The organism is Mesorhizobium sangaii, from assembly GCF_014207355.1.
Taxonomy (GTDB): domain Bacteria; phylum Pseudomonadota; class Alphaproteobacteria; order Rhizobiales; family Rhizobiaceae; genus Mesorhizobium; species Mesorhizobium sangaii.
The window spans coordinates 1,237,126-1,249,471 of record NZ_JACHEF010000001.1; the positions used below are offsets into that span (position 1 = coordinate 1,237,126).

General features: G+C 61.7%; 9 protein-coding genes. 5 read left to right on the forward strand and 4 right to left on the reverse strand.

Features of this window, described 5'->3' with window-relative positions; translation table 11 throughout:
* Window positions 1–345: 345 nt before the first annotated feature.
* The 4 genes from HNQ71_RS06140 to tssH form a co-directional block, all read right to left on the reverse strand.
* On the reverse strand, window positions 346–2,058 hold the full coding sequence (locus tag HNQ71_RS06140; RefSeq protein ID WP_184871646.1) for a glycerol-3-phosphate dehydrogenase/oxidase: 1,713 nt from the start codon (window positions 2,056–2,058) through the stop codon (window positions 346–348).
* Window positions 2,055–2,831, reverse strand: coding sequence for a DeoR/GlpR family DNA-binding transcription regulator (locus tag HNQ71_RS06145; RefSeq protein ID WP_095080779.1), 777 nt, complete (start codon window positions 2,829–2,831; stop codon window positions 2,055–2,057). The genes HNQ71_RS06140 and HNQ71_RS06145 overlap by 4 nt, the downstream gene beginning before the upstream one ends.
* Complete coding sequence (locus HNQ71_RS06150) at window positions 2,828–4,363, reverse strand: FGGY-family carbohydrate kinase (protein WP_184871647.1); 1,536 nt, start codon at window positions 4,361–4,363, stop codon at window positions 2,828–2,830. Before HNQ71_RS06150 ends, HNQ71_RS06145 begins: the two co-directional genes overlap by 4 nt.
* A gap of 472 nt (window positions 4,364–4,835) precedes the next feature.
* Entirely contained in the window at window positions 4,836–7,655 is a 2,820-nt protein-coding gene (gene tssH, locus HNQ71_RS06155; protein ID WP_184871648.1) for a type VI secretion system ATPase TssH, read from the reverse strand.
* 219 nt (window positions 7,656–7,874) lie between these two features.
* Between tssH and tssA the strand changes: the two genes are divergently transcribed.
* From tssA to tssE, 5 genes are read left to right on the forward strand one after another with little or no spacing between them, the layout of a single operon-like run.
* A complete protein-coding gene (gene tssA / locus HNQ71_RS06160) occupies window positions 7,875–9,047 on the forward strand; it encodes a type VI secretion system protein TssA (protein WP_184871649.1) in 1,173 nt (390 codons plus the stop codon).
* A 6-nt stretch (window positions 9,048–9,053) separates the two neighbouring features.
* Window positions 9,054–9,593 carry a type VI secretion system contractile sheath small subunit gene (gene tssB / locus HNQ71_RS06165; RefSeq protein WP_095080775.1) on the forward strand — a complete coding sequence of 180 codons (540 nt, stop codon included), beginning with the start codon at window positions 9,054–9,056 and terminating at the stop codon, window positions 9,591–9,593.
* Window positions 9,594–9,596: 3 nt separating this feature from the next.
* Window positions 9,597–11,102 carry a type VI secretion system contractile sheath large subunit gene (gene tssC, locus HNQ71_RS06170; RefSeq protein WP_184871650.1) on the forward strand — a complete coding sequence of 502 codons (1,506 nt, stop codon included), beginning with the start codon at window positions 9,597–9,599 and terminating at the stop codon, window positions 11,100–11,102.
* Window positions 11,103–11,147: 45 nt separating this feature from the next.
* Window positions 11,148–11,603 carry an Hcp family type VI secretion system effector gene (locus HNQ71_RS06175; RefSeq protein ID WP_095080773.1) on the forward strand — a complete coding sequence of 152 codons (456 nt, stop codon included), beginning with the start codon at window positions 11,148–11,150 and terminating at the stop codon, window positions 11,601–11,603.
* On the forward strand, window positions 11,590–12,345 hold the full coding sequence (tssE, locus tag HNQ71_RS06180) for a type VI secretion system baseplate subunit TssE (RefSeq protein WP_184872252.1): 756 nt from the start codon (window positions 11,590–11,592) through the stop codon (window positions 12,343–12,345). Before HNQ71_RS06175 ends, tssE begins: the two co-directional genes overlap by 14 nt.
* Window position 12,346 lies beyond the last annotated feature (1 nt).

Consider the following 12,346-nt stretch of genomic DNA (forward strand, 5'->3'; position numbering starts at 1 on the left):
GCCAATTGGCCCCCAACCCGTTGCGGGGAATCCACGGGCCTCACCCCTCGCCGATACGTCGCCCTCTCGGTCGGCGTCGGTCTATTAGGAGGTCGGCATGTTGGCCGATCATATGGCGATGTTAAATTAACGTCAATTGATGTTATTTGGCATCCTTGTTGGCGACGTCATGAAGATGATCGTCGCTCATTTGCAAATTAAGTATCTGTTTTTATTATTAAATTCTCATCTGTATAAATATCCCAATTCATCTGTGAGTTGGGACATATTGGGTGCGCGGCGCAGTCAGGAGCAAACCGATCGGATTTGCCCCGAAAAAGGGTATCGACAGTGTCGATGACGCGCTCAGTCCAGCCGCATCAGATTCCTGCCTTCAAGCTCCACGACAGCAGCCTCGACTTCCTGCGCAATTCGCTTGGCGTTCCAGCCCAGCGCACGCCCGGCGATCATGGCGATCTCCTGCAGGTCACGGCTTGTCAGTGAACCGCCTATGGCGAGCGTGCTGCGACGCATGACGATGTCGGCCAGATGTTCGACGAACTCGTTGCGGACGATGTAGTCGATTTCCGATCTGCTGTAGCTGTCGGAGTCCGGCAGTTCGCCCTCATCAGCTGGCCCATGCGTGGCAATCTCCAGGGCTCTGGTCCCGTAGCGCGACAGCAATTGGTCGAGACGTGGTTCCTCGACGTTCGTCTCCGTCCGGGCCTGGGCTAGCCAGCTTGCGCGCGACGCCGCATTGGCAGGGAAGTCCTTGCCGCCGCCGATCGGCATGGATTGCGTCGTTACCTTACGGCTGCGCCGCAGACGGTCGAGTATGGCGTCGGCGACTTCCTCGGCAAAGCCGCGAAACGTCGTCCATTTGCCGCCGACCAGTGAAATGACCGCGAAGGGCCTGTCCCGGTCTGGCTCGGCGACCGGAGCGGAATGATCGCGACTGATCAGGCCCGGCAGCGATGCATCCGAGGCCGGCAGCGGCCTGATGCCGCTATAGGCGTAGACGATCTGGGCGTGTTCGAAAATCATGCCCGGCAACAGCGTCCGCACGCTCTCGAGTAGATAGTCGACTTCGTCGGGTTCGCAGCGGACCTCGTCGGGGTTGTCGGCCTTGATGTCGGTCGAGCCGACCAGCGCCAGGCCGAGATAGTCGTAGACAAGGCAGATGCGGCCGTCATCGGCCTCGAAGTAAAGCATCCGCCCGGCCAGGCTTTTTACCAGTTCGTCATGCTTCAGCAGGATGTGCGAGCCCTTGGTTCCGCCGATCATCTTCGACGGTGCACCGAGCAAGGCGTTGACATCGTCGATCCAGGGACCGGCGGCATTGACCACCAGCTTTGGCCGCACCGAAAATGCACCACCGTTTTCCGGCTGGAAGGTCAGCATGCCATTGGCTGAGCTCTCCAGCGCCGTGTAGTTCGCGCTGGCGGAACCTGCATTGGCCTGCAGCCCGTCGAGGATCAACTCGAGCACCAGCCTTTCGGGATGGCTTATCTTGGCATCGTAATAGGTGCCGGTGGCGACGATCGAAGGGTTGAGCGCCGGCATCTCACTGAGCGCCTGCCGCCGCCCGACCATGCGGTGGCGCGGCATGACCTGGTTTCGCGAGCCGTAGAAATCGTAGATCATCAGGCCGATCTTGATCAGGAGGGCGCCGCGGCTGCGCGGAGCGCTGGTCGAGCCGAACAGCGTTCGCAGCGCCGCCAGCATGCCCTTGCTCCAGGAAAAGATCGGAATGACCGTCGGTAGCGGGCTGACATAGTGCGGCGCGTTCTGCAAAAGCAGGTTGCGTTCGAGCGTCGACTGCGCCACCAGCCCGAACTCGCCGGTTTCGAGATATTTCAACCCGCCATGGATGAGCCGCGAGGGCGCGGCACTGGTGCCGGAGCCGAAATCCGCCTTGTCGACGATCAGGCAGCTGACGCCTTGCGCGCACAGGTCGCGAAACAGCCCCGCCCCGTTGATGCCGGCGCCAAGAATGACGACGTCGACCTCACCAGCCGCGGCCATGGCGGCGAGACGCCCGGCGGCACTTTCCTCACCTGCTGTGTCGGCTTGGCTCATTGTGCCGTCGTCTTGACGATGCGCAGCTTCACGCCGGCCCGTTCGAGGTGCTGCGCCTGTGCATCGCCCAGCCCCTCGGTCGTCAGCACGGCATCGAAACTGGTCAGATCGTCAAAGACATGCAGTGCGATCCGGTCGAATTTCGCATGGTCGACCAGCAGGATGCGCTTCACCGATGCGGCCATCATCGCCTGCTTGACCCGCACGACATTGGGATCCTGAATGAAGGCTGTGGTGCCAGTGATGGCCGAAGCCGAACAGATCAGGACATTGGCTCGAAGCTGCGCCACGGCGTTCTCGCAGACGATGCCGATATAGGCATTGTAGGTGCCGTGGTATTTGCCACCGAGACAGATGAAATCGATGTCGTCGACATTGGTCAGCAGCGAAGCCGTCGCCACGCTGTTGGTGATGACTGTGAGCGGCTTGACGTCGAGCAGCAGCGTGGCGACGGCATTTGCCGTCGATGAATCGTCCAGCATGACCACCTGTCCGGCTTCGACATAGTCCAGTGCCGCCCGCGCCAGCGTATCCTTCTCGGCTCTGTTGACCGTCACCCGATAACGAAAGGCACTTTCGTAGAGGCCGGAAGGCTGAACCGTCACCGCGCCGTGCAGCTTGCGCAGCACGCCCTGTTGCGCCAGCCGGTCGATGTGCCGGTGGATGGTCATGCGCGATACGCCGAAATGCTCGACCAGATCGTCGATGCGCACCTGGCCGAGCTTGATCACATACTCGGCGATCTCTTCGCGTCGTTCGTCGGCCTTGATCATGCAGTCCCCCTGGTGTCTGGCCGCGCCAGCCTTTCGATCTCAGGCCATTGCGATTTCAGCTGCTCGGCGATGCGGCAATAGAGGGAAAACCGCTCGCTGAACACGGCACTGGAGGCAGGCACAGGCTGATACTGGCGCGCCGTCATGCCGACCTGCCTGGCGCCCTGTTGCGGCGTCGCAAAGATGCCGACCGCGGCGCCGGCGCAAAGGGCGGCACCAAAGGCGGCAGCCTCGTCGGTCGAGGTGATGGTGACCGGGGCGTTCAGCACGTCGGCAAACATCTGTACGAATGCCGGATTGCGCGAACCGCCGCCGGTCAGTCGTATCTCGCGGACGGTGAAGCCCTCGCGCAAGGCTTCGACATGGGTGCGGTGATTGAAGACGATGCCTTCCAGAACCGCCTTCAGCATGTCGCCGCGATCGTGCCAGCCATGCAGGCCGACAAAACTGCCGCTGGCAACATCGCCATAGGGGGAGCCGAACAGATAGGGATGAAACAGGATGGTCGAAGGTTTCTTCAGCGCAGCGTCGATCTCTGCTGCCAGCAGTTCGTGGATGGAGCCGCCATCGGCGTTTGTCCTGTCCTGCTCCGAGCGGCAGAAGGTGTCGAGAAACCAGTCATAGTTTGCAGTCGAGGCCGGCGAGATCGCCATGTTGTTCCAGCTGCCTGCATCGATGGCGTTGCGACAGAACCAGCGCCGGTCGACGCGCGGTTTCGAAGAGACGACTTCGTTGATGGAATAGGTGCCGGCGACGACGCTGAGCACGTCCTCTTCATGGCCGCCCATGCCAAGCGCCGAGGCGGTCACATCGTGCAGGCCGCAGGCGACCGGCGTTCCCTTGCGAAGGCCAGTCATTTCGGCGGCATCAGCGGTAACCTGGCCGACGATGTCGGCCGAATGCGCCACCGGCGGCAGCGCGTCGAAAAGCTCGCCCAATCCGAAGACCTGCATCGCTTCCGGCGCGTAGGCCTGCGTGCGGAAATCCGTGAACGACGTGCTGGCCTCGGTACGGTCGGTGCCGATCGTGCCGGTCAGGCAAAAGCGAAGCCAGTCCTTGCAGGCCAGTATGTGACCAATGCGAGCATAGCGATCCGGATCGTTCTGCTTGAGCCATGCAAGCAGCGCCGAAGGCGCCGAAACATGCGGCGTCTGGCCGGTGCGCGCAAGCGCTTCGTCGAAGACCTGATCCGCCGACCATTTTTCGACAATCTCGCCGGCGCGGCTGTCGAGCGACAGGATTCCTGGCCCTAGCGGCCGACGATCCTTGTCGAGCAGATAGAGACCGTCGCCGTGCGCAGTCGCCGCCACCGCCCTGATGTCGTCCGCCGGCCGGCCGCAGAGCGCGATCGCTTCCTTGATGGCGTCGGCGGTCGCTTGCCAGAGGCCTGCCATGTCGCGCTCCACCCAGCGCGCATGGGGCATCGACTGCGGCACCCGCCGGCGCGCCACCGACAACTGCGTGCCATCGGCATCGAAGATCACCGCCTTGGTGACCGTGAGGCCGTTATCGATTCCGAGCAAACTGGGCATGATCACCGCCTCTTTCGGCAACTGGCGATGCGCACTGCGCGACAATCCTGCAGGCTGGGGCAAGCGCTACAGACATAACGACAATCAATGGACAACGGCGATACAATGCGGCTGACACCTTGCGGATTGAACGGACCATATAGCGATGTGAATTTAACGTCAATATGTGAGACAATGACACGGGCAGCGCTAAAATCGAGCGTTATCTGAAATAAAATATTTACAAACTATCTGATTTTGTTGAATTTTTTTCGTTACAAAAATATCCCATCAGGATCGTTCATTCGGTCGGAGCGGCCATTCCTTTCGGACTCGAAATTTCCGAGGACGCCGTCGGATCAAGCCGACGGATTCAAGGCTTCATGGATTGCTTCGACAATGAAGTCCTGCGTGGCTTCGTCCAGGTAGGGCTGCATCGGCAGGCTGAAGACTTCATGTGCCAGCCTTTCGGTGACGGGAAGCCCGCCCTACGCTACTCGAAGGAATAGGTGAAGCCCTCCTTGGAGGCGCCAACGGTTACCTTCGTCATCTTTTCGCCCCCGAGCGACCGGTTCAGCACGCCGCGGCTCAATTCCGGCAGAAGGGTGTTGGTCAGGATGGCATCGATCATCCGCCCGCCGGATTCGATCTCGGTGCAGCGGGCCTTGACCAGGTCCATGACACCGTCGCCGATCACCAATTCGGCGTCGTTGGTTGCACGCAGCCGGCGGGCGATCTTGGCAAACTGATGACGGGTGATCGCTTCAATCATCGAATCCGAGAGCGGATAGTAAGGAATTGTCACCACCCGGCCGAGAAAGGCCGCGGGGAAGACCTTCAGCAGCGGGCTGCGCAACGCGGTGTCCAGATCGTCGAGCCCGGCCCGTAGCGTACCGTTCCTGGTCCGGTCCATGATGACCTCCGAGCCGACATTCGAGGTGAGCAGGATCAGCGTGTTCTTGAAATCGATGCGCCGGCCCTCGCTGTCGTCCATCATGCCCTTGTCGAAAACCTGGAAGAAGATTTCGTGCACGTCCGGATGGGCCTTTTCGACCTCGTCGAGCAGGATCACCGAATAGGGTTTGCGACGGACCGCCTCGGTCAGGATGCCGCCCTTGCCATAGCCGACATATCCGGGCGGTGCGCCCTTCAAGGTAGAGACGGTATGTGCCTCCTGGAACTCCGACATGTTGATCGAGATCAGGTTCTGCTCACCCCCATAGAGCGTTTCGGCCAATGCCAATGCGGTTTCGGTCTTGCCGACACCAGAGGGACCGCAGAGCAGGAACACGCCCACCGGTTTTTCCGGCGCGCCGAGCCCGGCGCGGCTGGTCTGCACACGCTTGGCGATCATCTCCATGGCGTGATCCTGGCCGACCACGCGTTCGGACAAGGTCGCGGCGAGCCGCAGCGCCTTTTCGGTCTGGCTCGACAGCATCCGCCCGGTCGGGATTCCCGTCCAGTCCTGAACGACCGCCGCAATGGCGTTGCGGTCGACCGACGGCAGGATCAGCGGCGTCTCGCCTTGCGCCTCGGCGAGTTCGGCCATCAGTTCGCGCAGCCGGGCTAGATCGGCGGCCGGTTCGGGTGGAGAGGCATTGGCCGCCGCCGGTGTCTCCACGTCGGCCTTGGCTGCCTTGGTCTTTGCCGTTTTGGTTTTGGGCGTTTCGGTCTTTAGCGTTTCGGTCTTGGGCGCTTCGGTCTTGGGCGGTAGAGTCTCAGCGGCATCAGCGCCTGCTGTCTCGGTCTCCGGCGTCTCCACCGCATCGAGCGGCACACCTTCGCCGCGCAGCCGGGCGCGCAATTCGAGTATCTCGCCAACCAGAGCCTTTTCCCGATCCCAACGTTGCTGCGCCGCGGCCAGCGTGACCTCGGTTTCGGCCAGTCCGGCGTCGACCCGTGCCTGCCGCTCGGCCACCTCGATGCCGATCGCGGCCTCGCGGCCGATGATACCGCGCTCGACCTCCAGCGCCTGGCGGCGACGCATGATGTCTTCGACCTCGGCCGGCGTGGCATGCTGTGATATGGCGACACGGGCGCAAGCGGTGTCGAGAAGGCTCACCGCCTTATCGGGCAGTTGCCGCGCCGGGATGTAGCGATGCGACAGGCCGACCGCCGCCTCGATCGCCTCATCCAGTATCTGCACCTTGTGGTGCTGCTCCAGAACCCCGGCCACGCCGCGCAACATGAGAACGGCCACCGCCTCCGACGGCTCGTCGATCTTTACCACCTGGAAACGGCGGGTCAGCGCCGGGTCTTTCTCGATGTGCTGCTTGTATTCGGCCCAGGTCGTTGCCGCGATGGTGCGAAGTTCGCCACGCGCCAGCGCCGGTTTCAGGAGATTGGCGGCATCGCCCGTTCCTGCCGCGCCGCCGGCGCCGATCAGGGTGTGGGCTTCGTCGATGAACAGGATCACCGGCGTTTCGGACGATTGAACCTCGTCGATGACAGCCTTCAGCCGTTTTTCGAATTCGCCCTTAACGCTGGCACCCGCCTGCATCAATCCGACATCGAGCATGCGGACGCTGACATCCTGCAGTGTGGGCGGCACGTCGCCCTGGGCGATACGCAAGGCAAAGCCCTCGACGACCGCCGTCTTGCCGACGCCGGCCTCACCGGTCAGGATCGGGTTGTTCTGCCGGCGTCGCATCAGGATATCGACGATCTGCCTGATCTCCGGATCGCGGCCGACGACCGGATCGATCTTGCCGTCGCGGGCGCGCTGTGTCAGGTCGGTGGCGTATTTCGCCAGCGCCGAATCCCCGCCCGGAGCCCGCTTCGGCGTTTCGGCCGCGGGAACCGCGATCGCTGCACCGGCTTCGAGCGAACCTTCCACGACATCGGCGAACCGCGCAATGACCGCGTCGGCGTCGATCTTGTCGAACTCGGCACTGATCTTCGACAACAGGCCTTCCAGCACCGGCGTCTTCAGGCAGGCAAGGAGAATATGTGCGCTGCGGACTTCCTCGACGCCGAATTCCAGCGTCGCCAGGTTCCAGGCTTCCTGGATGGCGTGGAAGATATGGTCGGAAAATTCCTCGATCGACGTCGCGCCATAAGGCAGCTTGTCGACGGCGCGGGTCATGTCGGCGGTGAGCCGGCTCACATCCAGTCCCGCATCGGCGACCATCATTTGCACATCAGAGCGGTCGGAAAGCACCAGTTGCTCGATGAAGTGGACGAGTTCGACGTAAGGATTGCCGCGCAGCTTGGCGGTATCGGCCGCGGCCTTGAAGGCCCGCACCCCGACAGGATTGAGCTTGCCGACCAGTTCCTTGCGTTTGAAGCTCTGCGATGACCGGCGCTGTTCCATCGAACGTGCTCCTGCAATCTGCCAGTCGATAACCTGCCACAGAAGCCGCCGATTGACAAAGTGCGTGATGGACGGGGCTAGATGCGCAGTCAACCGGCACTCAAGAAGGTCGCATTTAGCTTCTGTTAATTTTTGAGCAGTCGTTGAATTGTGGTAAAGTACAACCGTGTGATAACGTTGCGTCACGTACGGTTTGACGGCCGGTCGCTGGGGGTTGGTGTGATTGATCTCGCACTCTGGCTTACTCCGCTCGACGGTGAAAATCCGTCCGGGGAGGATTTGCGCAACGACCCGGCTTTTCATGAGCTGGAGCGCCTGACTGAAGCCCAGATCAAGGTCCTCCACGACGGCAACAACAAGGCCACCTCGCAAAGCACCATTCCGGCCGACTGGGCGGCGGTGCTTGCCAAGGCGGATGAATTGCGCGCGCATGGCCGGGACCTGCGCCTGCTCGTCATCGTCACGCGCGCGCTGGCCAATGAAGAGGGGCTGGCCGGGCTCGCGCAGGGCCTGACCCTCATTGCGCAGACTTTCGACCAGTATTGGGAAACCATGCATCCGGCACTGCGCCCCAGCGCTTCGCCACGCGATGCCGCCTTGCGCCGCATCAACGCGCTGCTCGACCTGCAGAATGGTCAGGACGGGTTGTTGGCGAACCTGCGGCAAATGACGTTCTTTGCGCCGCGTGCAATCGGCCCGATTCAGGGCATAGACTTGGAAAAGGGCGCGCTCGACGACCGGGTCATGCTCCAGGAAGCCGCCTCGGGGTTGAACGCGGCAGAAAAGGCGGCACTGGTCAGTGCGCACGGACAACTCTTGAACCGGGTGCGTGCCGGATGCGCGGCACAGATGGATCAAGCCAACGCAGAGATGGTCTTGCTCATCGCCGACACCCGGTCAGCGATCGCGGCCCTCGATGCTGTCGAGACCGCCCTCAACGCTCGTCTCGATGGCGGCGGCGCTCCGGTTCCGGAATTAAAGCGGTTTCTGCAGCGTTTGCTGACGACGCTCGAACGGAATTCGGCAGCTGGCGCCGTGGCCAATGGCGCGGCCAAGCCGCCCCCGCCGGCAGAACCGGCAACGCCTGCCCGAAACGGTCATGGAGCCGATGCGATGGCAAGTATGGCAAGCTACGCGGACTCGAGCACGGGGCTTCCCGACCGGATTTCCTCGCGCGACGACGTGGTGAAATGCCTCGACCTCGTGGTCGCCTTCTATGACCGCACCGAGCCGTCGAGCCCGATCCCGCACCTGGCTCGGCGGGTGCGCCGGATGGTGCACATGGATTTCGTTGAACTTATGGAAGATCTCGCCCCGTCGGGGCTGAAGGAATTCCGGCTCCTTGCCGGCGTTCCCGATGCCAAGAAGGCGGCACAGAAGGATGAAAGGTAACAACACATGCCAGCCGAAAGCAAAGCGAAGGTCATCGAACGAAATCGCGCGCCGCGGGTGCAGATCGCCTATGATGTGGAAACCTATGGCAGCCCGACGACGATCGAACTGCCGTTCGTCATGGGCGTGATGGCCGATCTTTCCGGAGCTTCGCAAACCAAGGAAGCGTCAAAATCGGTGCTGGACCGCTCCTTTGTCGAGACCGACGCGAACCGCTTCCCCAAGTTCATGGAGGCGCTCGGGCCCCGCGTCAAAGCCCGGGTGAAGAACACGCTGCCGCAGGCCGAAGGCCAGGAGCGCGACGAGGAACTGGCGCTCGATCTCACCTTCACCAAAATGGGCGATTTCGCCCCGGACAAGATCGCCGCGCAAGTTCCGCAACTGGCTGAGATCCTCAAGATGCGTCGTCAGCTCGAGGAATTGCTGGGCTTCATGGATGGCCGCGTCGACGCCGAGAAGCGCATCGCGCAGCTTCTGAACAACGAGCCGCTTCTTGGCAAGATCGCCAGTCAGGCGCTGACCGACGACGACAAAGCAGGGGAGTAGATCATGGCCGAACAGCAAAAGACCGCCGCCGTCGCCGCCGAGGCCGAAGCCATAGACCTTGGAGAATTCAGCGGGCTCCTCGAGAAGGATTTCAAGGTCAAGAAGGACGACAGCGAGAAGCTGCAGCAACTCGTGCGCAATCTCGCCCTGGCGGCACAGTCCCGTTCCGATACCACGACCATCTCGTCCAATGCGATCAAGTCGATCAAGTCGCTGATCGCGGGCATCGACAAGATGCTGACCACGCAGGTGAACGAGATCCTGCATGCGCCGGAAGTGCGCGAAATGGAGGGCACATGGCGCGGCCTCTGGTATCTCGTCAACAACACCGAGACGGATCAGAAGCTGAAGATCCGGGTGATGAACATTTCCAAGGAGCAACTGGCCGACACGCTTGAAGACTTTGAAGGCCAGATGTGGGACCAGAGCCCGATCTTCAAGAAAGTCTATACGGACGAGTATTCGATGCTTGGCGGCGAACCGATCGGCTGCGTGATTGGCGCCTACGAATTCTCCAACCACCCGCGCGACGTCGGTCTGCTGCGCAACATCTCCGGCATCTGCGCCTCCGCGCATACGCCGTTCATCGCAGCCGCCTCGCCGCGCCTGTTCCGCATGGACAGCTGGCAGGAATTGCCGAACCCGCAAGACCTGCAGCAGATCGTCTCCAATCCGGCCTATGCCTCGTGGCAGTCGCTGCGCGAGAGCGAGGACGCTCGCTACATCGGCCTGACCATGCCCCGAGTCCTGGCCCGGCTGCCCTACGGCACCGATACCGTTCCGGTGAAGGGCTTCACCTTCGAGGAAGAGGTGCAGGGCGATCACAACAAATATGTCTGGATGAATGCCGCCTTCCCGATGGGCGTCAACATCAACCGCAGCCACAAACTGTTTGGCTGGGGCACGCAGATCCGCGGCGTCGAGAACGGCGGCACGGTGCTGAACCTGCCGGTGCACAGCTTCCCGACCGACGATGGGTCGATCGCGATGAAATGCCCGACGGAAGTCGCCATCGACGACCGGCGCGAAGCCGAACTGGCCAAGCTGGGCCTGATGCCGATCCTGCACCGGAAGAATACCGATCTCGCGGCCTTCATCGGCGCACACTCGCTGCAGGACGACGAGACGCGGGCGGGACGGCTGGTCGACCCAGACGCACAGTCGAACGAGCGGCTGAGCGCCAACCTGCCCTATCTCTTCCCGGTCTCGCGCTTTGCGCACTACCTCAAGGCCATTGCGCGCGACAAGGTCGGCTCGTTCAAGGAGCGCGCCGACATGCAGATCTGGTTGACCGAGTGGATCAACCGGTACGTGCTGGCCAACCCGGCCTTTGCCGACGACAAGGCGCGCGCCAAGCGCCCGCTTGCCGCCGCCGAGGTTCAGGTGGACAGCGTGGAGGGGCGTCCCGGCTATTACGCCGCCCGCTTCTATCTGCGCCCACATTACCAGCTGGAGGGCATCAATGCCTCGCTCCGACTGGTGTCGGAACTACCGTCCGTGAAGACTTGATTTGCAGCAACAAACTCTTGGTTTTGAAAGCGGTGGAGAAAGACAATGCCAGTGAAGATTGATGGTTTTCTAAAGGTTCCGGATATCAAAGGCCCGAGCACCCGCGACGGCCACGATGACGAGATCGAAATCCATGGCGTCGACTACAAGATGGTCGCACCGTATGATCCGAATTCGCTCTCACGCCGTGGCCGCGTGTCCATGGGCATGATCAAGTTCATCAAACATTACGACAAATCCTCGCCCTATTTGAAAAAGGCTTTGTTCGAGAACAAGGCCCTGGATGAGGTGGTGTTCTCGGCACGGCGGACCATCGATGGTGAGACCAAGGATTACCTGGTCGTGACCCTCACCGACGCCTCGATCATGGAATACGACATGTCGCAGGCGCCGGACGAGGAAGACCTGATCCAGGAAGAGGTCAGCTTCGCCTACAAGAAGATCAAGTTCGTCTATGACGGCAATGATGAAGCCGAAATGGATGTCTATGTCGGCAAGTGAGGTTCGGCGACCCGGCGCGGGCAAGCAGCAGACTACCGGCAGCTTGCGGGCCAAAAGCGAGGCTGTCCAGCCTTCACTTTGGGATCGCCTCGTCAATGACCTGCCGGGCCTGACCTCGGAGATAGACGGGCTGCGCCATGTCTTGCTCGACGAGCTTGGCGCGGAGCGTCTCGATACCCTTGTCGCCAGCAGTGCGCGAACAATAGACGCCGATGCGGAACTGACACCCGATCAAAAACGGCGTCTGCATCGATTGGCCTTTCAGACCCAGCACCGCGTCGAGATCGAAAGTCGCGGCGTGGTGGTTTCGGCTCGCGTGCTCAGGGAAGCGGTACGGCGTGACATCGAGGCGCTCTTCAACACCGAGCGCTTCGAGGCCACACCGCTGCTTTCCGATCTGGAAAACGAACAGGTGTCGGACAATCCACCTTCGCTTGCCGATTTTCCGGAGGTGCGTCGAAGCGTGGTCAATTACGGCGTGCCTTCCTTCTCGGGCCGGTCGTCCCGCGACTTTGATCGCGACGTGCTGGCGCGCGAGATCCGCGCGGTGCTCGCCACCTTCGAGCCTCGCCTCAAGGAGAGCGAAACAAAGGTTACGGTCACCCTTGGCGACAAGACCGTTGGCCTGAAGATCGAGATTGACGCCGTGCTGATCATGACGCCGACGCCGGAACGCATGCGCCTGCGCACCACGATCAATCTCGACAACGGCTTGGCGCGGACCGAAATTAGGGACGCCTGAG